The sequence below is a fragment of the Saccharospirillum sp. HFRX-2 genome (assembly GCF_043196805.1).
Lineage (GTDB): Bacteria > Pseudomonadota > Gammaproteobacteria > Pseudomonadales > Natronospirillaceae > Saccharospirillum.
The window spans coordinates 528,904-555,564 of the sequence record NZ_JBEBMU010000001.1 but is presented as its reverse complement, the minus strand read 5'-3'; the positions used below and the strand labels follow the sequence as shown (position 1 = coordinate 555,564).

At 57.8% G+C, this 26,661-nt stretch carries 24 protein-coding genes; 17 read left to right on the top strand and 7 right to left on the bottom strand.

From position 1 onward, the window contains the following. Window positions 1-68 precede the first annotated feature (68 nt). Window positions 69-752, top strand: coding sequence for a DUF3299 domain-containing protein (locus ABMA60_RS02790; protein ID WP_392798367.1), 684 nt, complete (start codon window positions 69-71; stop codon window positions 750-752). On the opposite strand, the gene ABMA60_RS02785 is transcribed toward ABMA60_RS02790, so the two are convergent. The 6 genes from ABMA60_RS02785 to ABMA60_RS02760 form a co-directional block, all read right to left on the bottom strand. Beyond that, a complete protein-coding gene (locus ABMA60_RS02785) occupies window positions 743-1,615 on the bottom strand; it encodes a shikimate dehydrogenase family protein (protein ID WP_392798364.1) in 873 nt (290 codons plus the stop codon). The two genes, ABMA60_RS02790 and ABMA60_RS02785, sit on opposite strands and share 10 nt — an antisense overlap. 2 nt (window positions 1,616-1,617) lie before the next feature. Next, window positions 1,618-3,468 (bottom strand): bifunctional sugar phosphate isomerase/epimerase/4-hydroxyphenylpyruvate dioxygenase family protein, encoded by a 1,851-nt coding sequence (locus ABMA60_RS02780; protein ID WP_392798361.1) that lies wholly within the window; start codon window positions 3,466-3,468, stop codon window positions 1,618-1,620. Between the two features lies 1 nt (window position 3,469). Beyond that, window positions 3,470-4,141 (bottom strand): GntR family transcriptional regulator, encoded by a 672-nt coding sequence (locus tag ABMA60_RS02775; RefSeq protein ID WP_392798359.1) that lies wholly within the window; start codon window positions 4,139-4,141, stop codon window positions 3,470-3,472. 19 nt (window positions 4,142-4,160) lie between these two features. Further along, the gene (locus tag ABMA60_RS02770; RefSeq protein WP_392798356.1) at window positions 4,161-5,429 is read right to left on the bottom strand and encodes a TRAP transporter large permease; all 1,269 of its coding nucleotides are present in this window, start codon (window positions 5,427-5,429) and stop codon (window positions 4,161-4,163) included. Then, window positions 5,426-5,917 (bottom strand): TRAP transporter small permease, encoded by a 492-nt coding sequence (locus tag ABMA60_RS02765; RefSeq protein WP_392798353.1) that lies wholly within the window; start codon window positions 5,915-5,917, stop codon window positions 5,426-5,428. The genes ABMA60_RS02770 and ABMA60_RS02765 overlap by 4 nt, the downstream gene beginning before the upstream one ends. A gap of 78 nt (window positions 5,918-5,995) precedes the next feature. Next, a complete protein-coding gene (locus tag ABMA60_RS02760) occupies window positions 5,996-7,003 on the bottom strand; it encodes a DctP family TRAP transporter solute-binding subunit (RefSeq protein WP_392798349.1) in 1,008 nt (335 codons plus the stop codon). Window positions 7,004-7,213: 210 nt separating this feature from the next. Between ABMA60_RS02760 and ABMA60_RS02755 the strand changes: the two genes are divergently transcribed. The 3 genes from ABMA60_RS02755 (at window position 7,214) to ABMA60_RS02745 (ending at window position 11,537) form a co-directional block, all read left to right on the top strand. Continuing rightward, the gene (locus ABMA60_RS02755; RefSeq protein WP_392798346.1) at window positions 7,214-8,146 is read left to right on the top strand and encodes an AEC family transporter; all 933 of its coding nucleotides are present in this window, start codon (window positions 7,214-7,216) and stop codon (window positions 8,144-8,146) included. Window positions 8,147-8,227: 81 nt separating this feature from the next. Continuing rightward, on the top strand, window positions 8,228-9,709 hold the full coding sequence (gene dgt, locus ABMA60_RS02750; RefSeq protein WP_392798344.1) for a dGTPase: 1,482 nt from the start codon (window positions 8,228-8,230) through the stop codon (window positions 9,707-9,709). Window positions 9,710-9,935: 226 nt separating this feature from the next. After that, entirely contained in the window at window positions 9,936-11,537 is a 1,602-nt protein-coding gene (locus ABMA60_RS02745) for an ABC-F family ATP-binding cassette domain-containing protein (RefSeq protein WP_392798341.1), read from the top strand. On the opposite strand, the gene ABMA60_RS02740 is transcribed toward ABMA60_RS02745, so the two are convergent. After that, window positions 11,503-12,744 (bottom strand): LysR family transcriptional regulator, encoded by a 1,242-nt coding sequence (locus ABMA60_RS02740; RefSeq protein ID WP_392798338.1) that lies wholly within the window; start codon window positions 12,742-12,744, stop codon window positions 11,503-11,505. The genes ABMA60_RS02745 and ABMA60_RS02740 overlap by 35 nt on opposite strands. Before the next feature lie 348 nt (window positions 12,745-13,092). Between ABMA60_RS02740 and ABMA60_RS02735 the strand changes: the two genes are divergently transcribed. The 13 genes from ABMA60_RS02735 to ABMA60_RS02675 all read left to right on the top strand — a co-directional run bounded on the left by ABMA60_RS02735 (window position 13,093) and on the right by ABMA60_RS02675 (window position 26,660). Then, on the top strand, window positions 13,093-14,118 hold the full coding sequence (locus tag ABMA60_RS02735; protein ID WP_392798334.1) for a TRAP transporter substrate-binding protein: 1,026 nt from the start codon (window positions 13,093-13,095) through the stop codon (window positions 14,116-14,118). A gap of 74 nt (window positions 14,119-14,192) precedes the next feature. Next, window positions 14,193-14,705: a TRAP transporter small permease gene (locus ABMA60_RS02730; RefSeq protein WP_392798331.1), complete on the top strand. Its 513-nt coding sequence runs from the start codon at window positions 14,193-14,195 to the stop codon at window positions 14,703-14,705. Further along, window positions 14,702-15,988 carry a TRAP transporter large permease gene (locus ABMA60_RS02725; RefSeq protein ID WP_392798329.1) on the top strand — a complete coding sequence of 429 codons (1,287 nt, stop codon included), beginning with the start codon at window positions 14,702-14,704 and terminating at the stop codon, window positions 15,986-15,988. The genes ABMA60_RS02730 and ABMA60_RS02725 overlap by 4 nt, the downstream gene beginning before the upstream one ends. Before the next feature lie 110 nt (window positions 15,989-16,098). Beyond that, a complete protein-coding gene (locus ABMA60_RS02720; RefSeq protein WP_392798326.1) occupies window positions 16,099-16,770 on the top strand; it encodes a 4-carboxy-4-hydroxy-2-oxoadipate aldolase/oxaloacetate decarboxylase in 672 nt (223 codons plus the stop codon). After that, window positions 16,763-17,809 (top strand): 4-oxalomesaconate tautomerase, encoded by a 1,047-nt coding sequence (locus tag ABMA60_RS02715; RefSeq protein WP_392798322.1) that lies wholly within the window; start codon window positions 16,763-16,765, stop codon window positions 17,807-17,809. Before ABMA60_RS02720 ends, ABMA60_RS02715 begins: the two co-directional genes overlap by 8 nt. Window positions 17,810-17,989: 180 nt before the next feature. After that, a complete protein-coding gene (locus tag ABMA60_RS02710) occupies window positions 17,990-18,868 on the top strand; it encodes an amidohydrolase family protein (RefSeq protein ID WP_392798320.1) in 879 nt (292 codons plus the stop codon). 12 nt (window positions 18,869-18,880) lie between these two features. Beyond that, the gene (locus tag ABMA60_RS02705) at window positions 18,881-19,771 is read left to right on the top strand and encodes a DUF1932 domain-containing protein (RefSeq protein WP_392798318.1); all 891 of its coding nucleotides are present in this window, start codon (window positions 18,881-18,883) and stop codon (window positions 19,769-19,771) included. A 1-nt stretch (window position 19,772) separates the two neighbouring features. Next, window positions 19,773-20,726: a Gfo/Idh/MocA family oxidoreductase gene (locus ABMA60_RS02700; RefSeq protein ID WP_392798315.1), complete on the top strand. Its 954-nt coding sequence runs from the start codon at window positions 19,773-19,775 to the stop codon at window positions 20,724-20,726. 142 nt (window positions 20,727-20,868) lie between these two features. Then, window positions 20,869-22,911 carry a putative bifunctional diguanylate cyclase/phosphodiesterase gene (locus ABMA60_RS02695; protein WP_392798312.1) on the top strand — a complete coding sequence of 681 codons (2,043 nt, stop codon included), beginning with the start codon at window positions 20,869-20,871 and terminating at the stop codon, window positions 22,909-22,911. Beyond that, window positions 22,908-23,423 carry a hypothetical protein gene (locus ABMA60_RS02690; protein ID WP_392798310.1) on the top strand — a complete coding sequence of 172 codons (516 nt, stop codon included), beginning with the start codon at window positions 22,908-22,910 and terminating at the stop codon, window positions 23,421-23,423. Before ABMA60_RS02695 ends, ABMA60_RS02690 begins: the two co-directional genes overlap by 4 nt. Continuing rightward, window positions 23,420-23,800, top strand: coding sequence for a hypothetical protein (locus ABMA60_RS02685; protein WP_392798307.1), 381 nt, complete (start codon window positions 23,420-23,422; stop codon window positions 23,798-23,800). The genes ABMA60_RS02690 and ABMA60_RS02685 overlap by 4 nt, the downstream gene beginning before the upstream one ends. Further along, the gene (locus ABMA60_RS02680; protein WP_392798304.1) at window positions 23,800-25,227 is read left to right on the top strand and encodes a class I SAM-dependent methyltransferase; all 1,428 of its coding nucleotides are present in this window, start codon (window positions 23,800-23,802) and stop codon (window positions 25,225-25,227) included. Before ABMA60_RS02685 ends, ABMA60_RS02680 begins: the two co-directional genes overlap by 1 nt. Then, window positions 25,224-26,660 (top strand): PP2C family protein-serine/threonine phosphatase, encoded by a 1,437-nt coding sequence (locus ABMA60_RS02675; protein ID WP_392798300.1) that lies wholly within the window; start codon window positions 25,224-25,226, stop codon window positions 26,658-26,660. Before ABMA60_RS02680 ends, ABMA60_RS02675 begins: the two co-directional genes overlap by 4 nt. Window position 26,661 lies beyond the last annotated feature (1 nt).

Genomic DNA, 26,661 nt, shown 5'->3' with positions numbered 1-26,661 from the left:
CCTGACCGCTTGCACCCTTCGTTAGATGTTATACCGTATCCCGCACATTCCAAGGCAGACTGCTACCGATGTCGATCCGTCTTCCACTCTTTAGCCTGGTATTTGCCACCGCTCTGCTCAGCGCCTGCGGCCAGTCCGACGATAAGGTCAGTGCCGATATTGAAGCCCAGGCCAACCAACCGGCCGTCGAGCCGGCGCTGGGTGCAACCCCGTCTCAACTGTCCGCAGAAGAGCGTGATCTGGAACCCAGTGAGACCATCGAGCCGATCGCCAATCCGGATGATCTGGCTTACCGCGAACTCAGCTGGGACGACTTATTGCCAGAAGATTTCGACTTCCAGACCATCCGCGATCAGATCGATCTGGACAGCTATAACATTCAGGAACTGGACGATTCCGACCCCGAAGCGCAGCGACTGTTCGCCGACTTGCAGGACGCCATGTCGCAAGTACCGCTGGTCACCAGCCTCGACGGTCAGCAGACCCGCCTGCCCGGTTTCTTAGTGCCACTGGAAAACGCCGGCGATGCGGTACGCGAATTTTTCCTGGTGCCTTATTACGGCGCCTGCATTCACACCCCGCCACCGCCATCCAACCAGATTGTGCATGTGGTGCTGGACGAAGCCATTCCCTTCGACAATCTGTTCGAACCTTATTGGGCCGAAGGCACGCTGACCATCGCCAAGACCGAAACCGACATCGGCACCGCCGGTTATCGGTTTGAAGCGGCCAAGATTCGTCCTTACGAGTGATCAGCCGCCAGAACTAATTGCTGGTAATAATGATCACGAATACCACGCGCAGCTTCACTCAGCTGCGCCGCCTCGACCAGGCCTTCACTAAAAAAGCGGTAGGCATCAATGCCCTGGAAGGCGAACAGCTCCACGCCACTGAGCACCGCCGCACCCGCCGCTTCAGCCGCCTGTAATAACTCGGTGTGGGCCGGAATATAGACCGCATCAAACACCCAGTGATCAGCCGTCAGTGGGCTCGGATCCACCGGGCAACCCGGATGATTGCGATGGCCCACAGGGGTGCAATTGACCAGCCCGGAACAAAGCGCCAGCGCAGCCTGTCCATCGGCCGCGCTGACGAAACGGGCCTTTATGCCCAGGCCAACCAGATGCGCCACCAGCGCTTCACCGCGCGCACTATCACGCTCGGCGATCAACAACTCCTCAACGCCCAACTCACCCAAACCACAGGCAACGGCCCGCCCAACACCACCGGCGCCAACCAATAACACCCGCCCGACCGGACGCTCACCCAGGCTGTATTGGTAGGCGCTGACGAAGCCGGTGTAGTCGGTGTTTTCAGCGCGAATACCGGACGCTTCGAACAGCAAAGTATTGGCCGAACCGACCCGACGTGCGCCTTCGCCGGCATGATCGGCCAGACGCAAAGCCGCCTCTTTGAACGGGAAGGTGACATTCACACCGCGATAACCGGCTTGGCGTACGCGCTCGACAGTAGCGGCAAAATCGAAATCCGCTTCATTGAGCGCGTCGATCAATTGATAGTCGGTGTCGATGCCGACCAGACCACCCAGACGCTGGTGCAAATCAGGGGACTTGGATTGGCCGATGCCTTCTCCAATCAATCCCAACTTCAACATGCTTACAATTCCTCAGTCATGGTCGCGCGTTCGGCGCGGCGTTGCGCAGCGACCCGGACAAAGGCGTTGGGTGCGCCCAGCCCCTGATAGCCGTCGCGCTGGACGATTTCAAAAAAGAAGGTGTCGTGGATCGGCTGGGTGTAGAGCTGCCAGAAACAACCCGACTCGTCTTCGTCATAGAGAATGTTCAGCCGTTGCAGGTCGGCCAGATGATCGTCTTCCAGATCAAAACGCGCCTGCAAATCACGATAATAATTAGCGGGAATTTCCAACACCGGCACCTTGGCGGCTTGCAAGCGCTCGGCGCTGGCGATGATGTCGCTGCTGGCGAGTGCGATATGCTGCACACCCGCGCCGCCCTGACGACGCACAAATTTGTTGCTTGTGGTGTCGGGTGAAGCACTGGCGTTTAACGCCAAACGGAAGTCGCCTCCGGCGCTGTGCAGTACCTGGCTTTGAATCAGACCGCGCGGGTCGGCGACGTCGAAAGAGGCCGTGGTTTCCAGTTGAAACAGCGCCCGATACTGCAGCAGCAGCGACAGATAATCGTGGTAAGACAACGACAAGCTGAGGTGATCCACCGCCGTCAACAAACCGCTTTGCGGCGCCTGACGTTCGACACTGAACTCGGTATCCCAAACGCGACTGGCCAGAGGTTCATCGAGCAGATAAGCCAGCGAACCTTCGGTGCTGTCGAGCGCGGTCATGCCGTGACTGGTCGCATCGTCAGTCGGCTCAATTAACGGATAACCCAACTGGCGGGCGCGCTGAATGGTTTCGTAACTGTTGCCCACGCGCAGACCAAAAGCACCCGCCGCGGTCTGACGACCACCGTGAAACCGTTCGGCAAAATCGCGCTCGGTATTGAGCACCAGATTGACGCCTTCGACACCCCAGCGTTCGGCGGTTTTGGTCGGATGTTTGCCCAGTGGCGCCAAGCCTAAAGCACGACAGGTATCGCGCAGGCCATCGATTTTATCGTCGGTGGTGACGATCTCGATAAATTCCACCGCTGCAATCGGTTGCTCTGCCGGCACCTCGGTTGTGCCGGTCATAGTCTGCAGTAACTTATAGGAATGCAGACCGTCGCGCGCAGTTTGACGACTGCGACCGGTGCGGAAAACGTCGTTAAAAATTTCGTGCGACAGCGGGCCGTCATAGCGAGTTTCCGCCAGCGCGGTCATAAAGTCGCGCATCTGCAATTCACCCTGGCCAGGGAAGCAGCGGTAATGACGACTCCAACTTAAATGATCCATCGACAGCCGTGGCGCATCGGCGGTTTGCACCAAAAAAATTCGATCGCCGGGAATACCCGCCAAGGTGCCCAGTTCAGTACCGCGCGAGAAAATATGGAAGGTATCGAGCACTAACCCGACGGATGGGTGATCGGCACGGCGCACCACTTCCCAGCTGTCGCGATAGTCATGAATATGCCGGCCCCAGGCCAAGGCTTCAAAGGCAACACGCAGACCGCGTTTGGCAGCGCGTTCGCCCAGTTCGCGGTAGTCTTCAGCAGCGCGAGCGATGCCAGGCAAGGCGCGCGGATGCACTGAACTGCAGGCCATTAATAAATCGGTACCCAGCTCTTCCATCAGATCGAACTTGCGCTCGGCACGATCGAAAGCGCGGCGGCGATCGTCACCTTCCAGGCCTTCGAAATCACGAAACGGCTGCAAAGTGACCAGCTTTAAACCGCGTTCACGAATCAATTCACCGACTTCACGAGCGCTGCCATCGAAGGCAGTCAGATCGTTCTCGAACAGCTCGACGCCTTCAAAACCGGCGCGCGCTATCGCATCCAGTTTTTCCGGCAAGGCGCCGCTGAGACAGACGGTGGCAATGGAAGGAAACATCTCAGTGCCGCTCCTGTTTTAACTGACGGTCGAGATAGGTGTTGGCGTGTTCACGCAGTAGCGCCAGGCAACCTTCTTTGTCACGCGCAAGCGCCGCTTCGCCAATCGCCAGATGTTCAGCAATGATTTCCCGACCACGAAAACCCTGAGTTTTTAATTCCCGCACCACGTACTGGCGGTATTTCAAAAACAGATCCTGATAGGTGCGAATCATCAGTTTGGAACCGCAGGCGCTCATTAATGCCAGATGAAATTCCTGGTCATAACGGGTCCACAACTCGACACTGGTTTCATTGTTCAGCAAGGCTTCTTCGGTGCGATGCAATTTACGCATGGCCGCCGCAACCCGGCCTTCCCATTCCAAGTCACCGACCTCAATGGAACGACCCACAGCTTCGCTTTCCAGCAGGTTGCGCATATAGGCCAGGTCTTTTAATTCGTCCAAACCTGCCGGTGCAACGCGAAAGCCTTTTTGGTCTTCCGCCACCACCAGACCTTCAACACTCAAGCGTACCAAGGCTTCGCGAATGGCATTTTGACCGGCAGAAAATTCACGCTTTAACACATCGATTTTTAACTTCTGGCCGGGTTCGTAACTGCCGTAAATCAGCGCATTACGCATCTGCTCATAGAGCGGTAATTCTGCTTCGTTATCTATTGGAAAATCGCTCATTTTAAGTCAGATCCTTTTGTTAATAACCGGCCAGACGCGGCAGGAAGGTGACCAGATCGGGCACAAAGACGATGACCAGTAACACCAGAATTTCCACCAGCAACATGGGCAGCAGATGACGAATAATCGCCGCCATACCAGTGCGCGCTATGGCATCGGAAACAAACAGACAAAGCCCCAGCGGCGGCGTGATCAAACCGATCATCAGGTTGAACACCACGACGATGGCAAAGTGCAAAGGGTCAATCCCCAGGCCAACGGCAATCGGATGCAGGATCGGCACCAGCACCAAAATAGCGGCAATGCCTTCGAGGAACAGGCCGACCACCAACAACAGCAACATGACCGCCAGCAAGAAAGTCCACTGAGCATCGACAGTGGCCAGCGCCCACTCGGTAATCATATTAGGCACGCGATTAAAGGTGAGTACCCAGTTGGCTGCTGAAACGGCGCCCATGATGATCATAATCACTGCGCTGTCGCGCATGGCACGCGAGAAAATACGCGGCAGACTGCCAATCGAAATAGAGCGATAAAACACCACCCCGACGATCAGCGCGTAGACCACCGCGAACGACGCCGCTTCAGTCGGCGTCACCAGACCACCGAGAATGGAACCGACCACAAAGATCGGCATAAAGAGCGGCACCAGTCCCGACAGTACCGCCTTACGACGCGACCCCGTCTGCAAGGTCTGGCTGGCGCCGATCTTGCCAGCAAACAACCAGACGTAAATCGACAGCGCCAAGGCCAGCAACAAGCCCGGAACAATACCGGCCATAAACAAACCTGGCACCGACACACCGGTCACAGTTAAGGCATAAATAATGATCGGAATACTGGGCGGAATAATCGGCCCGATAACCGAAGAAGCGGCTGTTAAGGCAGCGGCAAAGGCACGCGGGTAACCTTCTTTTTCCATCGACGGAATAAAGACACGACCGAGCGTCGAGGTATCGGCAATGGCCGAACCGGAAAGGCCGGCAAAGATCACCGACGCCCAGATATTCACCTGCGCCAGACCGGCTTTCATGCGTCCGACCAAAGCATTAGCCAGATTAATAATGCGCCGGGTAATACCGGCTTCGTTCATCAGCTCGCCAGCGAGAATAAACAGCGGCACCGCCAATAACGGAAAGGAACTCAAACCGGAAAAAGTCTGCTGGGCGACGATGCGAATGTGATACGGAAAATCGCCGGTCAGCATCAGATACAACAGCGCCGCCAGAATGGCGAACGCAAAGGGCACGCCGAGCAGCAAGGTGGCTAATAAAATAACGTAAGTCATTGTTCCGCGGCCTCCGTTTCAACGAAGCGCCACAGTCCCATAGTGACCGCCGACATCGACAACAACACACCGCCGATCAACACCGCCGACTGAAACACGCCCATGGGAATACCGGTACTGGGTGACGCCCGTCCGCCACGGCTGGCGATAAACTCAAACGCCGACCAGGTCAGACCAATACCCACCAGCAAAACCAGAATATCGATTAACACTCTATGACCAAGACGCCAGCGCTTGGGCACAATCGAACTGGCAAAATGAAAACGCACATGGCCGTCTTGCAGATAGGCCAGCGCCATGCCGAACATGATGCCGAAAATCATCGCATAGACAGCGATGTCTTCACCCCAGACGATGGATTTGCCCGCGCCATAGCGCCAGGCCGCATTGGCGAAAACGATGCCGAACACCAGCAACATCATCAAACCGGCGCCAAAGGCATTGATGCGCATCAGCCAGCGCCGAAGCGCCGTTAAAACACTCAACATGAGTCAGAATTTCCTGCAACGAGAGAAGGCTGTGATTAACAGGGTCGCCCAATGGACGACCCTAACAGCATCAAGGAATCAGTTACCTTGGGCGGCGTCAACGGCTTCCGCCAGACGATCGATCCAGACCGCATCGCTGCCGAGCTCATCACGCAGGTAGGCTTGCACCGCCGGCTGGGCAGCCGCACGGAATTTTTCCATCTGCTCGGCGCTCGGCTGAGTGATTTCCATACCTTCGGCGGCCAGCTTGGCGATGCCGTCGGCGGAACCAAACTGCTGAATGGCACGACCGGTGGTACCGGCAACAATGGCCGCACGTTGAATGGCCGCTTGCTGCTCACTGTCCAGTGACTGATAAAACTCATCGTTGATCAGGATGTGGTCGACGCCGTAGACGTGACGGTCCAGCGTCAGATAATCCTGAAATTCGAAGAAGTTGTTGCTGTAGATAACCGAGATCGGGTTTTCCTGACCATCAACCACGCCCGTGGCCAAGGCCGTCGGAACTTCACCCCAAGCGATACCTTGCGGCTCGGCGCCCAGACCACGCACCATTTCCAGGTACAGCGGAATGGTCTGTACGCGGAACTTCAAACCCGCCATATCAGCCGGTTCAGCGATCGGACGCACCGAGTTGGTGAAGTTACGGAAGCCGGTCTCGCCATACGCCAGGGTGCGCAGGCCAGTCTCTTCCAGACAGTGCGCCGCCAACGCATCACCGAATTCACCATCCATCACTTCCCAGGCCAGAGGCGCGTTCGGGAAGGTGTAGGGAATGTCGGTAACCGCCGCTGCCGGGCAGAAGTTGGCGTAAGCGCCAGAGACCATAACAACAGTGATGCTGCCGTCCTGTGCGCCTTCGATCAGTTCGGTTTCACCACCCAGAGAACCGGCCGGATACAGCTCAACGCTGATATCGGTTTCCGCTTCCACCAGGTTTTTAAACACCTGGCTGGCCGCACCCTTCTTGGATTGCGTCCATTCGGCGGGGTCTACGTGAGCAAAACGAATAGTCTCGGCCGAAACAGCGCCGATGGTTGTCAGTGCGATGGCCGCAACAGCAGCCTGGGCAGAAATGCGGGTCATTGTTGTTGTCCTCTTATTGTATGTGATTCGACATTTCGCGATGCGAACGCTAGACAGTTTTGCAGCTCAATTCAATAACATTCCACGTTTTTAAAAATGAGGGATGTTTTAAATCGACCGTGCAGCCTTCTGGTTTTAACATCTTGTTACGCTAGACTGCCGAGCCTCGACGCCCACTTTGAGCGCCGTTAAAGACCCAGCGGAGCCACCATGTTTGCTGTTTTACCGATCATCAGTCCGATCTTTCTTGTCATCGGCATCGGCTTTTTCGCCGTCAAAACCGAGCTGCTGCCAAAGAATGCCGTTCCTGGTATGGGACGCTTTGTTCTCTACTTCTGCCTGCCGGCACTGATTTTCTCGACGCTGGCGCACACGCCCATCCGGCAAGTGATCGAACCGCTTTATCTGCTGGCTTATGGCGGTGGTTCGCTGCTGGCGTTTGTCTTGGTGTTTGGTCTCAGCCGCCTGTTTGGCAGCCAGACCAGCGCGGCGACGCTGAATGCTTTGGGCAGCGCCATCTGCAACTCGGCCTTTATCGGTTATCCCGTCTTGCTGCAGGTGTTTGGTACGCTGCCAGCGGCCGCCTTCACCATGACGCTGCTGGTGGAAAATCTGCTGATCATGCCGCTGACGCTGATGATTCTGGAGCTGAACCGGGCGCTGGCCGAGGGCGGTTCGACGCGCCAGGTGCTGATCAACTTTGTGCGCCGGTTGTTCACCCAACCCATTCTGCTTGGCATTCTCGCCGGGCTCTTGTTCAGTCTGACCGGCTGGACGCTGCCGGGCGTGATCGATCGCAGCCTGGAATTTCTTGCCGAGGCCGCCGCCGGTGTGGCGCTCTTTGTGATTGGTGGCTCGCTGGTCGGCACTCAGATCAAAGGCGATCGCCGCGCCATTGCTGTTATTACGCTGGCCAAGCTGGTACTGCACCCGGCGCTGGTCGCTTTAATGGTGTGGTGGTTGCCGCCTTTCGATGCGCAGCTGCAAACCATCGCCATTCTGGCGGCGGCCATGCCGATGCTGTCGATCTATCCGGTGCTGGCCGGCCACTATCTGGATGGCAGTCGTTATGCGGCGACCTTAGTGGTGGCGACGCTGAGTTCTTTCCTGTCGCTGACCGTGGTGCTGTGGCTGCTGTTTTAGCGCCGCTGTTTTAATCGGTAAGGTTGTGGTTACCTTGCTGGCTTGGGTATCTTGGCGCTTTCCCGTTGACGGCAGCCGACCATGATCGATTTTCGCGACAAGCTCTCCCAGGAACGACCCTTTCTGCAGGGCAACCAACAGCCGGGTATCGAGCATCAGGGCGTTGCGACCAAAGGCATTGCGCTGTTTGAAGTGGCGTTGGAAAGCGATCGCGGTCGCATTATTCAATCGGCAGCAGTGCGACGGCTGCAACAGAAGACCCAGGTATTTCCGCTGGAGCGCAATGCAGCGGTGCGTTCGCGCTTAACGCATTCGCTCGAAGTGCAGCAAAACGGTCGCTTTCTGGTGCGCACTGTTTTCGATCTGCTGGGCAGCGACGCCGAGCAATACGGTCTGGCCGGTCTGGAACGTGCTCTGGAAAGCCTGACCGAAATGGCCTGCCTGATGCACGACATCGGCAACCCGCCCTTCGGTCATTTTGGTGAGGCGGCGATCTCCGACTGGTTCTCGCGCAACCTCGAGGCAGTACCGATTTTCAAGCTCGAAGCGGGCGAAGCCAAATCGCTGATCACCGAGCTGAGTTCCTTTGAAGGCAACGCCCAGGCGATTCGACTGGTCAGCAATCTGCTCAAGCTCAACCTGACCTACAGCCAGGCCGCCTGCATTTTGAAGTACACCCGCCGCGCTACCGACGAACGTCCGGAGATCGGTGATCCGCTGTCGTACCTGAAGAAGAAACCCGGCTATTACCTGTCCGAGCAGCCCTATATCGAGGACCTGCAACAGGCGCTGAATCTGGAACCGGGTCATCGCTATCCGCTGGCTTATCTGATGGAAGCCGCCGATGACATTGCTTACTGTCTGGCCGATATCGAAGATGGCGTCGACAAAGGCATTCTCAGTTATCGTCAGGTGGCCGACCAACTGCTCGACGCCTTTGGTGAGCGCTTACCCACCGACTTCCGCCAGCCGGCGTTTAACAACAAATCCTTCCGCAACCTGATCGACTACGCCGTCCAGCGCGCCGATGACGAAGACATCAACAAAGACCACCAGTTCTTTTTATGGCTGCGCGTGCAGCTGATTCATCCGCTGGTCAAACACGCGGCCCAGGCCTTTGTCGATAACATCGAGGCGGTCTATCACGGCAATCTGAACCGGGCGCTGCTGGAAGACGATTCGCCTTGTCATGCGGTGATCGAAACCTTCAAAACGGTGGCGGCGAAATCGATTTTCTCGGTGCCGGAAGTGGAAACGCTGGAGCTGCAGGGTTACACCATCATCAACGGTCTGCTCGATCACTACCGGCCGCTGTTGATGTTGCCAATGGCCGATTTCGACCGGCTCTGTAACGGCGAGCGCAAAGGTCTGCTGGTTGAATCGCTGCTGTTTAAACGACTGCCCAACAAACACGTGGCCGCCTATCACCAACTGCGCCAGCATCCACAAACCGAAACGGAACTCTGGGAAGCCTACTGCCGTTGCCGGCTGCTACAAGACATGGTCAGCGGCATGACCGATCAGTTCGCGCTGGAGGAATATCAGACCTTATCGGCGCTCTAGGTCGTTTGGTTAAAGTCGTGTGACCGAAAATGCTGTGCTAACATTTCGGCGTGTTTTGAATCACTGAGGCCCCGACGCCCATGAACTAAGCCTGCTCATCTTCGCTCTCGTCCGGTGACACCACCGGTATCTTGTGTGATGACAGGTCGCGTCGGTTTCGCTCTACCTTTATATCTCCTTACTGTGCTGCTGGTCCGCGATCTGTCGCTTTTGACAGGAATCGCTTATGCCTACGCCATCCACTCCCGGTCACTTCGACCACCTCTCCGTCAGCTTTGACGACAGCGTTTTATTTGCCGACCTGTCTGCCAGCCTGCAACCGGGTCTGACCGGTCTGGTCGGCCGCAACGGTCAGGGCAAGTCGGTGCTGATGTCCATTCTCGCCGGTGAACGTTCGCCCTCCAGCGGCTCGGTTAGCTGGCAGGTTCCGACCCTCTGGCTGCGACAACTTGACCGACTTAACGGACCGCGTCTGGTTGATGCGCTCGGTGTCGGCGAGCTGTTCGATACCTTCGCCCGCGTCGAAGCCGGCCAAGGCAGCCCGGAGGATCTCGACCGACTCGCCGAGCGCTGGCACGAACCCGCCGACTGGCGCGCTCAACTCGATCGCGCCGGTCTCGACCATTCGCTGGAGGCTCGGGTTGATGAACTCAGCGGCGGTGAGCGTACCCGACTGGCGCTGTGCCGCGCTCTGCTGCGACCGGATCATTACCTGCTGCTCGATGAACCGACCAACCATCTGGACAGCGCCGGTCGCGCCTGGCTGCTGGAAGCGTTACAGCAGCATCCCGGAGGTGCGCTGATCGCCAGCCACGACCGCAGCCTGCTGCGCCAGGTGAGCCACATTCTCGAACTGACGGGCTTGGGTCTCGCCGAATACGGCGGCAACTACGATCACTACCGCGCTCAGACCGATGCTCAGCGCGCCGCCGCTGAAGCCCGAGCCGATCGACTGGCCAGCGAACAGCAACGCCTGCAACGTGCCCAGCAGGCCGAACTGCAAAAGGCCGCGCAGCGACGCCGCAGTGGTGAGCAGCAGCGCAAGTCCGGCAGCCAGAGTACGCTCTTGCTCGACGCTCGGAAGAACCGCGCCGAAGCCAGTCTGGGATCGCTGAAGCGACGCCAAGGCGAACGCCGCGAGCACCTCAGCGAGCAATTAAAAGACGCCAAGGCCGAGGTTGAACAGATCAAGGCGCAGCGGGTCAGCCTGCAAACGGCCGCCAGCGATGGACGGTTGCGCTTGCATCTTAACGAGCTGCGTCTGCCCTTTGGCTCGGATGAGGCCATAACGCTGAGCGTATTCGGCGGCGAGCGCTGGCATCTGGACGGCGCCAATGGCAGCGGCAAATCGACGCTGCTGAAAATCATTGCCGGTCTGTTGGAGCCCGCTTCAGGGCAGTGTGAGTGCCATGGTCAGGTGCGCTATCTGGATCAACACTTTTCGCTGCTCGACCCCGAGCAATCGGCCACCGCAAATCTGCGCCGACTGCATCCGCAACGCAGCGAAAGCGATCTGCGCACCCTGCTCGCCGGCATGCGTTTGCGGCGCGATGATGCGCTGCGTCCAGTCGCCCAGCTCAGCGGCGGCGAGCGTTTAAAAGTAGCGTTGTTAGCGGTGACCGCCGGCGAACAGTCCGCCGATCTGCTGCTGCTCGATGAACCCGACAACCATCTGGATCTGGATTCGCGTCTGCTGCTGGAGCAAGCGCTGGCGGATTATCCGGGCACCTTGATGGTGGTATCGCACGACCCGGACTTTATTGCCGCGTTGCAGCTCGATCATCAGCTGCGGCTTAAGGAAGCTCGGCAGCAGCCAGCGGCCGACTGAGTTCTCTGAGCATGGATAAAAACAGTTGCTGGGTCGGCGTCGGTCGCCAGTCGGTGCGGGTGGTGATGCCGATGGGACGCTCGGTCAACGGCAGTTGGGTATCGAGCACGCTGAGAATGCCTTCCTGAATTTCGTGCTGCACCTGGTGCGAGGAAATAAAGGTGAGGCGATCGGAATCGGTGAGCAGCTCGCGAATGACAATCTGCGAGCTGCATTCCACAACGCCGCGTAACACCGATGGGTCCTGATCGGCCACCACCTGATCGAACAGGCGGCGCGCTGGCGTGCCCGGCCGCGGCACCACCCAGCCATAGCCGTGCAGATCGTCGAGCGTCAGACCACGGCGACCGCTCAGCGGATGACCCGAACGCGCCACCACTGAAATGGAGGTGATAAACAACTGTTCCTGCGCAATGTCCGGACTCGGCGCCGGATCGCGCAAGGCGCCGATTAACATGTCCAGCTCACCATGCAGCAGGCGGCCGAGCAGATCGTCGTAGGCGCCTTCGATCACCCCGACACTGACGTCCGGCTTGAACTGCGCCATCTGGTTGATGGTCGCCGGCACCACATAGGTCCGCGCCAGCGGCATGCAGCCCAGTTGAATGCTGCCCGAATCGGCACCGGCCAGTTCATGCAATTCCTCGATGCCCTGATCGACTTCCTTGATCGCCAGCCGCGCTGCCCGGGCCAGTCGCAACGCCGCCCGGGTCAGACTGATGCCGACGCTGGTTTTCTCAAACAGCCAGGTGTTGAGCAGTGCTTCCAACTCCCCGGCCGAACGGTACAGCGCCGGCTGGGAGATGCCGATCTGACGGGCAGCAATGGAATAGCTGGTGGCGTTCTGCAACGCCAGCAGCGCGCGTAGATGGGCATTGGTGATCAGCGTATAGAGTGGGTGACTCGAATGACGTTCAACCCGGTCTTTGCGCTCGCCGATGCGCACTGCATCGCGCAGGCCGGCGCGCAAAAAGGCGATGCAGCGATTGACCCGGGTTGCGAACAGCTCGCCCGCGTCGGTGAGGAACATGCCGTTATGGCGACGCAGAAACAGGGTCGTTCCCAGCTTGGACTCCAGCTTCCCGATCGCCTGGGTCACCGCCGACTGCGACAGAAAGATCTGGGTGGCCGCGGCACTGATGCTGCCGCTGGCCGCCACCTCACTGAAGGCTCTCAAATGGCGCAGATTGGGCAGGTGTTCGAACATTGCAACCTCTGCAAAACGGACAGGCTCCCCACGCGAAGCGGTCTGCGAGCCTGCCCCAAAACGGAACAAAAACTGACTTTATAACAGAAACTAATACCTTCTAAAGGAAAACTAAATGGCTGATTGCCTTGCCTTCGACAATACTGAAGAATCGGAACTGCAGGCGCTGGCAACTAAAGACAAGGCAGTAGCTGTGTTGGCCTGATCCGGATCGGAGTAGATCGATAAGACAGCAAGGATGATTGTCAGCCGAACCGGCCGTCCGTCGCAGTCGTCTTTTTCGTTAACAGCGCATTCGAAGCACTGTAGGAGCTTGCTCCTATAACAAGAACAATGAGGTAACTGACAATGCTGAAGTTTGTTAAGCACACCACCCTCATCGGCCTGCTGGCCGCTTCCGCCGTCTCTGCCCAGGCCGCGGATGTCACCCTGCGCGTCGGTCACTTGTGGCCGTCTGTTGCAGGCCCACACGTTGATCTGATGCAGGTTTGGGCGGATACCGTCGAAGCACAGTCCAACGGCCGTATTGAAGTCGAAGTCTACCCGGGCGGCGCCCTGGCAGCACCGCCGGCTCAGTACGATGCAGTGACCAACCGTATTATGGACGTCACCGCTACCGTTCAGGGCTACACCGCCAACCGTTTCCCGCTGACTCAAGTCGTTGAGCTGCCGGGTGTGGTCGACAGCGGTGAGCAAGGCGCTTGCGTCGTGCAAAGCCTGTTGGAAGAAGGTCTGATCGCCGACGAGTACGCCGATACTCACCCGATCTTCCTGTTCACTCACGGTCCGGGTGGCTTCCACATCAACGGCACCACCATTCGTGAGCCGAGCGATCTGGAAGGTCTGCGCATCCGTCGTCCGACCACCGTGGTCGCCAACATTCTGCGTGAACTGGGTGCTCAGCCGGTCGGTATGGCGGCACCGGAATCCTACACCTCCATGCAGCGTGGCGTGATCGACGGTGTGGCTCTGCCGTGGGAAGGCGCTTTGTCTTTCCGTCTGAACGAGCTGGCCGACACTCACACTGAAATCGGTGGTCTGTACACCCTGTCGTTCGTGGTCACCATGAACAAGGATGTGTACAACAACCTGTCGGCTGAAAACAAAGCCGTGATCGATGCTGTATCGGGTATGGATTGGGCGACTAAAGCCGGTCAGGTGTTTGATGACCTCGACGTCCGTGGTCGTGCGCAAGCGGTCGAGATGGGTGATGAAATCATCCAGATCGAAGGCGGCACTTCCAACCCGGCCTGGGCTCCGGCCATCGAAGCCGGTCGTAAGGCCTACCTGGACGACCTGGAATCCCGTGGTCTGCCGGCACGCGCTACCTATGAGCGTGCGTTGGAACTGGCTGGCGGCGACTGCGCCATCTAACCAGCTCGACGTTGCAAGGGGCGGCTACGGCCGCCCCTTTACCATCGTCTTCTCGTGCTGATCGGAGATCTCCCGTGCGAACCCTGATTGACTGGATACGACATTCCGCCTACGGCCTGAACCTGGCTGCCGGCGTCATCCTGATCGCGACCATGGTGGTCGTGCTCGCTGAAATTTTACTGCGTTCCCTGTTCGGCCTGACCGGTGGCCGTGTGGATCTGACCTTTACCGGCAGCTTTGAACTGGTGCGCTGGGGCATGTTGTTGTCGCTGGCGTATTGCATGCCTTATACCCTGCCGCGCGCCCAGGTGGTGGTCGATTTGTTTACCGACAACCTCCCAGAATGGATGAAAGAGCGGCTCAAGGGTTTCTACACCCTGCTGTTCGGTGTGTTCGGATTATTAATGGTCTGGCTGATGATCAAGTCCGGCCAGGGTGCCGCCATGAATGGCGAAACCTCACAAGATTTGCTGATTCCGATGCAATACATCTATTACCTGGCATCCATCGGCATGCTGATGCTCGGCCTGCGTGGCTTTGCCTTGGCGTATGAAGAATTCTTTTTGACCGACGGGAGTGAGTCATGAGTTCTGAAATCATCGGCTTCCTCTGCGTCGCTGGCATGTTCGGCCTGATCGCGCTGCGCATGCCCATCGCCCTGGCTATGGGCGTCACCGGCTTTGTCGGCTTCGGCTGGATCATTGCTTTTAAACCGGCGATTTCCATTCTGGAAAACGGTACTTTTGAAACCATTTCCTCCTACGACTTCAGTCCCATTCCGATGTTTATTCTGATGGGTGTATTCGCCTCCAAAGCGCGGATGTCGGCGGAACTGTTCCACGGCGCCAAGACCTTATTCGGTGCCTGGCGCGGCGGTATGGCGTTGGCGGCAGTGACCTCTTGCGGTGTGTTTTCCGCCATCTCCGGCTCCTCGTTAGCGACAGCGGCGTCCATGTCCAAGGTGGCGCTGCCGGAAATGAAGAAGAACGGCTACGCCGCCTCGCTGGCCACCGGCACGCTGGCCGCTGGCGGTACGCTGGGCATCATGATTCCGCCGTCACTGGCGTTGCTGTTGTACGGTCTGATGACTGAGCAATCGGTCGGTGACATGTTTATCGCCGGCATCCTGCCCGGTCTGCTTGGTTTGGCGCTGTACATGGTCGCCATCGCCGTGACCGTTGCCCTGAAACCCGAACTGGCGACACCCGGTGAAGCCACTAATTTGCGCGAAAAACTGGCCGGCCTGAAAGGTCTGATTCCCTTCGGCGCCATCTTCGCGCTGATCATCGGCGGTATTTACGGCGGTATTTTCACGCCCACAGAAGCGGCCTCTGTCGGCGCCGCCGGTGCACTGATCATCGCCCTGTTCCGCGGTATGACCTGGAAAGATTTTGTCGATGCGATTCAGGAAACGCTGATCATGTCGACGATGATCTTCTTTATGGTCATCGGCGCCGAAGTGTTCGGTTACTTCCTGCAGGTGTCGCGTATTTCCCAGACGCTGATCGAGATCGTCACTCATCTCGACCTATCACCCTTCATGATTCTGCTCGCCATCCTGGCGCTCTATGTGGTGCTGGGCATGGTGATGGATTCGATTGCCATGCTGCTGCTGACGGTGCCGATTGTGTATCCGCTGGCAATGCAGGCCGGTTTCGACCCGATCTGGTTCGGCATCGTTACCGTGATCACCGTGGAGCTGGGGCTGATTACGCCGCCCATCGGCATGAACGTTTTCGTCATCAAATCGGTGTCGGAAGACGTGCGCATTACCGAAATTTTCAAAGGCGTAGTGCCCTTCGTACTGTCCGACATCGTGCGGCTGGCGCTGCTGATCGCCTTCCCGGTACTGGCACTGGGGCTGATCTAGCCCAAGGTCCGGCCTGGCGCCGGCCAGACATTCCCGCTTGCAAACCGGCGGCCGGGTGACCTGCAACCGCCTTACCCCGACCGCCCCGTCTCAACAGAGGAGCATTTGCCATGAGTGTTGTCGTACAAAACATTGAGCGTGCCGATCAGGCCATCATCGACGGACTGGCCGAATGTGGCGTCGCCACTGTGCATGAAGCCCAGGGTCGCAAAGGCCTGCTGGCCGATTACATGAAACCCATTTTCAAGGGCAAGATGCTGGCCGCGTCGGCGGTAACCATCTCCGCGCCACCGGCCGACAACTGGATGGTGCACGTCGCCATCGAGCAGGTAAAAGCCGGCGATATTCTGGTGCTGGCACCGACCTCTCCTTCTAACGCCGGCTACTTCGGCGACCTGCTGGCGACTTCCATGCAGGCGCGTGGTGGCGTTGGTTTGATCATCGATGCCGGCGTTCGCGATACCAAAGACCTGACCGAGATGGATTTCCCGGTCTGGTCCAAGGCCGTCTTTGCCCAAGGCACCGTTAAAGAGACGCTGGGTTCAGTGAACGTACCGATTGTCTGCGCAGGTGAGCTGGTTAACCCGGGCGACATCATCGTGGCCGACGACGATGGTGTTTGCGTGGTGCGTCGCGAGGAAGCCGCCGAAGTACTGGAAAAATCCCGCGAGCGCATGGCCAAAGAGGAAGAGAAACGCGTCCGTCTGGCCAATGGCGAACTGGGCCTGGATATCTACGACATGCGCCCGCGCCTGAAAGAGAAAGGACTGAAATATGTCTAAGTCTGCGCCTTGCATGTGGATGCGCGGCGGCAGCTCCAAGGGCGGCTACTTCCTAGCGGACGACCTGCCCTCAGACACCGCCGAACGCGATGCTTTCCTGCTGAAAATCATGGGCTCGCCCGACCCGCGTCAGATTGATGGCATGGGCGGCGCCGATCCGCTGACCTCGAAGATTGCCGTGGTCAGCAAGTCCGATAAGCCCGACGTCGATGTCGAGTATCTGTTTCTGTACGTGCTGATCGATGAAGCCATCGTCACCGACGCCCAGAACTGCGGCAATATGCTCGCCGGCGTTGGCCCGTTTGCGCTGGAGCGCGGTCTGGTAGAAGCCAAAAATGATGTCACCCCAGTGCGCATCTTTATGGCCAACACCGGCCAGGTGGCGGTGGCTAATATTCAGACACCCAACGGCCAGGTGAGCTACGACGGCGACGCCCGCATCGACGGTGTACCGGGCACTTCGGCGCCGGTGCTGATCACCTTTAAAGACACCGCCGGCTCCAGTTGCGGCGCTCTTCTGCCAACCGGCAACGCCTACGACACCATCGAAGGCACGCGCGTGACCTGCATCGATAACGGCATGCCAACGGTGTTGCTGCGCGCCCGCGATTTCGGCATCAGCGGTACCGAAACGCGCGAGGAAATGGACGCCAATGACGAGCTTAAAGCGCGGCTGGAGAAAATCCGTCTACAGGCGGGCTACCTGATGAATCTGGGTGATGTCACCGAAAAGACCGTGCCCAAGATGAGTCTGGTCAGCGCACCGACCAATGGCGGCGTGATTTCCACGCGCACCTTTATTCCGCATCGCTGCCACGCCTCCATCGGCGTTTTAGGCGCGGTGTCGGTGGCAACCGCCTGCGCCATTGAAGGCTCAGTCGCACACGAAGTTGCCCAGATCAGCGGCGACGATATGGCGATTGAACACCCCAGTGGCGAAACCACGGTGGTACTGAAACGTGACGACCAGGGCAATGTCGAAAGCGCCGCCATTTTGCGCACTGCGCGCAAATTGATGGACGGCACCGTGTTCGCCTAAACGGTGCAACGAACTGAGGTCAGGTTGGCCATCACTCATTAGGGGAAGTCCGAGGCATGGATGCCGAGGCCTAGGCTCCAGGGACGGATTTACGCCGACCCCTAATGGGTGATGGCCGGCCGGGCCGGACCCACAGCATTGATACAGCAATCGGCAACTTGTCCGGTTAGGAGCAAAAACATGCCTATTAGTGAAGGCTATCTGCCGTTTCACCCCAACCCGAAAAAACCCGACTACCAACCACCGGCTGGCGCCGTCGACGCGCATTGCCATGTGTTTGGACCGGAAGACAAATTCCCCTACGCGCCGGAACGCAAATACACGCCTTGCGATGCGGGCAAAGAACAATTATTCGCACTGCGCGATCACCTCGGTTTCAGCCGCAACGTCATCGTCCAGGCGTCTTGCCACGGCAAGAACAACGACGCCCTGGTCGACGCGCTGAACAGCGCCGGCGAGCTGGCGCGCGGCGTGGCTTTTGTCGGCAAGGAAGTCACCACCGAAGAATTGCAGAAGATGGACGCCGCCGGCGTACGGGCCGTGCGTTTCAACTTCGTCAAACGGCTGGTCGACGACACGCCCTGGGAAAACTTCCTGGAGATCTATGAAAAGATCAAACCACTCGGCTGGCACATCGTTGTCTACTTCGAAGCGCCCGATCTGGAAGGTCTGAAGCCGCTGTTAGCCAAGTTCGATACAACTATTGTGGTTGACCATATGGGCCGTCCCGACGTCAGCGAAGGCATCGATGGCGCTGGTTTTCAGTCCTTTATCCAACTGTTGGAAGACAACCCCAACATCTGGACCAAGGTCAGCTGCCCGGAACGCCTGACCATCGACGGCCCCGAGTACGACGACGTCGTGCCCTTCGCGCGTACCCTGGTCGAACGCTTCCCGGATCGCGTCTTGTGGGGCACTGACTGGCCGCACCCGAACATGAAATCGCATGTGCCGGACGACGGCGTGCTGGTCGATGTGATTCCGCGCATCGCCACCACCGAGGAAGCGCGCCAGAAGCTGTTAATCGACAACCCGATGCGCCTCTACTGGGAGCGCTGAGAGGACGCCACCATGAGCAGCCGCGATCTGACACTGGCCTTTATCGGCTTCGGCGAAGCCGCGGAAGCTTTCGCCAGCAGCCTGGACCGCAGCACCTTGGCAGAGGTTCGCGCCTTCGATATCCAGGCGAATCGCGAAATCGACGACCGTCTGCGAGGCTGTGACGTGATCGGGTGCGCCAGCCTGGCCGAAGCCTTGGACGGTGCTGACCTGGTCATTTCCGTGGTCACCGCCGACCAGGCTCATGCTGTCGCCGTCGAAGCCGCGCCGCTGCTTAGCTCCGAAGCGCTGTTTTTCGACTGCAACTCCTGCGCGCCCCAGACCAAGCAACGCTCGGCCGCCGCCATTAGCAAGGGCGGCGGTCGCTATGTCGATGTGGCGGTAATGGCCCCGGTGCTGCCGGCGCGCAACCGCACGCCGCTCTTGGTCAGCGGCGAGCACAGCTTTGCGGCGCTGGACGCCTTGAACCGCCTGAATATGAACGCCACCGAACAAGCCGGCCCGGTCGGTAAAGCCTCGTCGGTGAAGATGGTGCGTTCAATCATGGTCAAAGGCCTGGAAGCACTGACCGCTGAATGCGTGCTGGCCGGTCGTCTGGCCGGCGTCGAGGACAAAGTGCTGGCGTCGCTGAACCAATCTCACCCCGGTTTCGACTGGGCGCAGCGCAGCGCTTACAACCTGGAACGAATGCTTAACCACGGTGGCCGACGCGCCGCCGAGATGACCGAAGTCTGTCATTTTCTCAATGAACTGGGCATGGCCGAACCGCTGTCCGAACGGACGGTCAGTTGGCAACGCCGGCTGGGTGAACTGAACCTGGCTGAGGCGGCGAACGACGATGTAGCAGTCACCGCCGATGCCCTGATTTCCGCCTTGAAACTCCAACCCTTAACGGAGGATTGATATGAAACTCTGTGTAGCCGGTGCCGCTGGCGCCTTCGGCATGAAACATCTGGACGCCCTGAGCAAGATCGACGGCGTTGAAGTTCACTCCATTGTTGGCCGTGATCAGGACGGCGTAGCTGAGTTCGCCAAAGAACGCGGCATCGACAACTACTACACCGACCTGGCCGACGCTTTGAAAGACGACGCCGTCGATGCGGTTATTCTCGCCACCCCGACCCAGGTGCACGCCAGCCAGGCGATTCAATGCCTGAAAGCCGGCAAGCACGTCATGGTGGAAATCCCCATGGCCGACAACATCGAAGACGCGCGCGAACTGGTCAAGGTGCAGCAGGAAACCGGCCTGGTCGCCATGGCCGGTCACACCCGTCGCTTCAACCCCAGCCACCAGTGGATTCACAACAAGATCCAGGCCGGCGAGCTGAAGATTCAACAGATGGATGTGCAGACCTACTTCTTTCGTCGCTCCAACAAGAACGCTCTGGGCAAACCGCGTTCCTGGACCGACCATCTACTGTGGCACCACGCCTGCCACACCGTCGATTTGTTCCAGTACCAGACCGGCGAAAAAGCCAAGCAGGTGCAGGCGATGGAAGGCCCGACCCATCCGGAACTGGGCATCGCCATGGACATGAGCATCGGCATGAAAGTGCCTTCCGGCGCGCTGTGCACCCTGTCGCTGTCGTTCAACAACGATGGTCCGTTCGGCACCTTCTTCCGCTACATCTGCGATAACGGCACCTACATCGCCCGTTACGACGATCTGGTGGACGGCAACGAAAACCCCATCGATGTATCGAAGGTCGACGTTTCCATGAATGGTATTGAGCTGCAGGATCGTGAATTCATCGGCGCCATCCGTGACGGCCGCGAACCGAACTCCAGCGTGGCCCAGTGCCTGCCGGCGATGGAAAGCCTGCACGAAATGGAACAGTTGCTGATTGCGCAGCGCTGAAGCCGACGGCCGGTCCGGTCCGTCCCGGATCGGCCGAATGTGAACTAATTCACGTTGTAGCACCCGGGAAGCTCTGCTACTTTTTATTAGCAATCAATGATGTTGGGCCAGTCGATTGAGTGACTGGATCCGGAGGACGGGCATGGACACATCGAGAGGCGTCAAGCGGCTGAATGATATGCCCGTCAGCCTCGTTCAGGACGCCCAGGATAATCCTTGCCCGGTACTGCTGCTCGACGCCGACGGCACTCTGATCGATGCCAACGCCGGCAGTTGGCTGGTGCAGTATCAGTGGGGTGTCAGTCCCGGCGAGCGCCTCACCGATCCCTGGTTAAGCACCGCTCTCAACGCCTTGAACAGCGGTGAAACGCAGGAAACAACGCTCTCCGCCGGCATGGTCAGCATCGCCTTATTGTTCCTGCCTCTGCCCGCCTCCAATCAAGTCAGCGTCATTGGTATCGACGTCACCTCTCGCCGTCAGAGCGAAGAAAAAATAGAGCTTAATGCCCGGGTGTTCGAATCGGCGCTGGAAGGCATTTTGATCATGGACCCGGATCTTCGGGTCATCGATGTAAACCCCGCCTATACGCAGATTACCGGCTACCAACCGGGCGAAGTGCTCGGTGAGACCGCCACCTTTCATGCCGAGGAAGAAGAAAACCCTGAATTTATGGCCTCGGTCGGTCAGTCCTTAATGGCCAAAGGCAGCTGGCAGGGAGAATTGTGGGGTCAGCGTCGCGATGGCAGCCGCTACGCACTGTGGCTGTCCATCACCGAAGTGCGCGCCGAAGACAGCAGTCTCAGTCAGTACATCGCGGTGCTGACCGACGTGACCCGGCAAAAAGAAGCCGAAGAGCAGCTGTTTCAGATGGCGCATTACGATCAGTTAACCGGCCTGTCCAATCGTCGCTTGTTTGATGATCGTCTGTCTCAGGCCATGTCGTCGGCCGATCGCAGCGGCGAAAACATCGGTTTGATGTTGATCGACCTGGACGGTTTTAAGTTGGTTAACGACCACCTTGGCCATCGTTCCGGTGATGAAATGCTGCGCATCGTCGCCGACCGCATTGTCGCCTGCGTGCGCGAAAGCGATACCGTCGCACGCATGGGTGGCGATGAGTTTCTGCTGCTGTTGCGTCACCTCGATCACCTCGACAGCGCCAACCAGATCGCCGAGCAAATTCTCGCGCGCATCGCCGAACCGGTCACGCTGGAAGATCAGGAATTCTTTCTCACCGCCAGCATCGGCATCAGCGATTATCAACGCGGCCAGAGCAGTGAAAAACTGCTGCGTCTGCTCGACAGCGCCATGTACGCCGCCAAAGCCAACGGCAAAAACGGCTATCAGCGGGTCTCAGAAAGTCTGGTCGAACATATGGGCGAACGTCTGACCCGTCAGGCCAAGTTGCGTCGGGCCATCGAAGACGGCGAAATCGTCAATCGTTATCAAGGCATCGTTGATCTGCAGACCGGCCGCATCAGCGGACTTGAAGTACTGGCACGCTGGGATTCACCCAGTGAAGGTCTGCTCGGACCCGGCACCTTTATCGACATCGCCGAAGAGTCCGGGCTGATCCGACCCCTGGGCGAGCACGTATTACGCAGCGCCTGCCAACAAGGCGCCGCCTGGCGACAGGCAGGCATCCGTTTCGGCAAACTGAGTGTTAACGTCTCAGCGCAACAACTGCGCGACACCCAGTTCGTCAGCCGGGTGCAGAACATCCTAAAGGAAACCGGTTTCCCGGCCGATGGATTGGACTTGGAACTGAGTGAAGCCGTCTGGATAGAAGGACGCGAAGACGTTATCGATCATCTCAATCGCTTACGCGAACTGGGCATCACCGTATCGATTGACGACTTCGGCACCAAGTACGCCTCTTTGGCTTACCTGAAACACTTGCCGGTTGATCGCCTGAAAATTGACAAGAGTTTCATCGATGACATTGCGACCGATCCGGTCACCAGTGCCATCGTGGGTTCTATCATGTCCATGGCCGATGCCATTGGTTTGTCCGTCGTCGCGGAAGGCGTTGAGCGTCAAGAACAACTGATGCAACTGCAAACCTATGGCTGCCGCTTTATCCAGGGTTTCTTGTTTTGTCGCCCCGAACCAGCCAGTGCGATTGCTGAGTTGGCGGCGCGCGACACTTTGCTCGTCGATCCTGAAGGAATAACGCCACTATGAACGACGTCCTGACATTCAGTATTCAACCGGACTGGCATGAAATCGCGCGCATCAACGATCAGACGCAGGAATTTCTGCGTCAGACCAACCTGCCGGAAACCGCCATCGACACCTACACCATGGTCATCTGTGAACTGCTGGAAAACAGCATCAAATATGGCAGCGAAGGCGAAACCATCGAAGTGAGCGTGACCATCACCGAGGCGGACATCAGCATTCAGGTCGACAACGCCATCAACAGTAATAACCGACCCCACCTGGCCGAACTGGATCGTACCCTGCAATGGATTCGTGGCGTTCAGGACCCTTACCAGGCGTACCTGGAACGCATCCGGGAAATTTCCCGTGAACCACTGAATATGGCACGCAGCTGTCTGGGGCTGGTCCGCATTGCCTACGAAGGCCGCGCCAATATCGATTTTATTTTGGATGATAACGACCGACTGAGCGTTTCTGCCCTGGCGCCACTCAACCGCGCTCCGCTCAACCGCCAACCGGAGGTTCCACTATGAGTACTATGGACGCTGTTTTCGACGATGGCACTTTGAAGATTTCACGCATCATTGAAGATCAGACTCTGACCCTGGAATTGATGGGCAAGTGCATTATCCGCGATGCTAACGATACGCTGATGCCGATCTTCGCCACCGCCATGGAAGCAAGCGCTGACAGCGGCCTCCGGCTGGTGCTGGATTTTCGCCAGGTGACCTATATGAATTCGTCGTCCTTCGCGCCGGTGATCAAGGTGTTGGAAAAAGCCCGTCTGGGCCAGCAGGCGCTGACCATTTGCTATGACAACCAGCAAAAATGGCAAACTGTTTCGTTTTCCGCGATGACCATTTTTAAAACCCCGGACGAGCGTATTCGCATCGACGGAGGCGCCGTCTGATGACCACGCCGCAAGCGGACAGTAGGGTTGATGACAGCCAAAAAACCACACTCAGTGGGCGGCTGTTGCGTGGCGACCACAGCTTCGAGGTGGCGATGCGCTACGCCTCCCAGTATTCGCTGTGGTTGCGCTTTGTCGATGACCAGCCGCCAGCGCCGCTCGGTGTTTATGATCACCTCACTCTGAATGCGGAAATCCTCACCATCGAAACCGGCCGCTGTGAACTGTTGGCACCGGAAATCGAGGGCGATGATTTTCGTCTGGTGGCGCTGGAGAACATTCACGATTTCAAAAAACTGCTGTTTGATGGCCGCATCGATGTGCTCGATAACACCGCCCGCAATTTGCCCTTGGTATTGGGTTACAAAGACAACATCGACCCGGCCTTTCGCGAACACGTCGCCGACATTGCCTACGACCTGAGTATCTATCACAACCTCTTCGACCGACTTGATGAGGAGTACGCCAATGAACCGCCCGAGGTCGCCGAACGCATTCAGGCCGGCATTCTGGCCAGTCTGGGTCCGCAACTGCACGAATGCATCGATCAGCATATTCAGCGTCTGGAAGGTTTGATCGCTGGCTTTGACGGCGAGCAGCACAGCCATCATGGCTATTATCTGCGCAAGCTGATCTGGGGTGATTTGTTGTGCGCTCCCTTTATTGCCCGCACCAACCTCAAACCACGCGGCTATATTGGCGATTCAGAAATGATGGCCATGTGTTATCGCAATACTTATGAAGGTGACTCCACCTTCGGCAAGTTATTGCACAAGCATCCGGTTTCCGCGCCGGGCGCTCAGGCGGTCCGCAACCGACGCGAAATTATTCCGCAATTGATTCGTGCGCAGTTGCCGCGCTGGCCCCAATACAGTGTCGAAGCACCGTTCAAGTTTTTGTCGGTTGCCTGTGGTCCGGCGCGCGAACTGGCGGATATTTATATCAACCCCGAAGACGCCGCGGGCATTCACGCTTCCTTGCTCGACCAGGACCCGGCCGCCCTGTTTGAAGCGGGTAAAACGGTGGAATCGATTGAAACGCGGCTCGATGGTAAGCTGTCGGTGGATTTTATCCGCGAGTCGGTGCGCACCCTGTTATCGACGCGTGAATTGAAAGCACGCTGGGGTGATTTCCATTTTATTTATTCGATGGGACTGTTCGATTATTTAACACCACCGGTGGCCAGTGCAGTATTACGAAAACTCTATGCATTGTTGCTGCCCGGTGGTGAAATGGCGATCGGCAACTTCCATGAAAGTAATCCGAGTCGCTACTATATGGATTACTGGCTAGACTGGCCCATTATCTACCGCACCGAAGACAGTTTTACGGCGCTGGCAGATGGCCTTGAGGGCGCGCAAACCTGGATCGAATTTGACGATACTGGCGTCCAAATGATGCTACGCATACGGAAACGGGAATCTTGAGCCGAGATTTAGAACAACAATACGGCCCGGACGTCGACGAAGCAGTTAAGCACACCGACTTCGATGCCTATCAAACCGAACTGGTCCATGGCTGGCTGCGTACTGTGGCTTTTCTGGCGACCGGTTTGGTGCCGTTGTTTTTCGTGCTCGACGTTATCCTGTTACCGCACGAACTGATTCCGCTCTTTGCGTTGTATCGCGGTTTATCGACCGCCTTGATTTTACTGCAATTTGTTATCCTCAGCCGCACCCAGCCCGGTCCGCTGTCTTATTTCCACGGTTATTTTGCCTCCTTCCAAATCGGCGGTTTTATCGCCCTGATGACGGTTCATCTGGGTGGTTTTGACAATGGTTATTACGTTGGTCTGATTCTGGTCATTATCGGCGTCAATCTGTTATTGCCCTGGCGCGGCAAACATACCGGTCTGAATACGCTGATTATTATCGGCATGTATCTGGGACTGAATTTCGCCCACCCGCAACCCTACGACGGCCGTCTGCTGGTCAATAACCTCTTCTTCCTGTGCAGCAGCGGTATTCTGGCGGTGTCGATCAACGAACTGCGTCACCGTCTGATCGCCAACGAATTTTCATTGCTGATCAAACTTAAAGAAGCGCGGGACTCGCTGTGGGGCGAAATGGAATTGGCGCAACGCATTCAGATGTCACTGCTGCCACGCCAACTGAACATCTCCGGCTACGACATTGCTGCCCTGATGGAACCGGCGCAGGAAGTCGGCGGCGATTATTACGAAGTGTTTGAGACCGAAACCGGTGCCCGCTATGTCGCCATTGGTGATGTCGCCGGCCACGGTCTGAACGCTGGTCTGATCATGATGATGGTGCAAACCAGCCTGATGACCTTGCTCAAGGCCGAACCCGATTGTTCACCGGTGCGGGCATTGGAAACCATCAATGCTGCGCTGCGCGAAAACGTCGGCCGGCTGGGTTCGGATCACTACATGACCATGACCATCCTCAAGCTGGGTGACGAAATCATCGAAATCGCCGGCCATCATCAGGATATTCTGGTGCACCGTTATTCCAGCAACAGCCTGGAAATTCAGCCGACCACCGGCACCTGGCTGGGCATCACCGATGACCTGCGCGGCCTGATCGATTCGCTGACGCTGACCATCGAACCTGGCGATACGCTGCTGCTGTTCACCGACGGTTTAACCGAAGCCGGTGAAGAGCACGGCGAAATGTTCGGTCAACAGAATCTGGAAAAACTGTTCCGGCAAGGCATCAGCGGCCAACCGGGAGACATTGCCCGCACCGTCCTGGATGGCGTCAAGGCATATCAGCAGGAGCAGGACGACGACATGACCGCTCTGGTGGTACGTCGGTGCCTGGAACACAGCGGCAAGGCGAGCGCCGGCCACGGCTCCCAGGCTTCGGTGGCGACCTTCCCTTCATCCCAAAAGGCCTGAT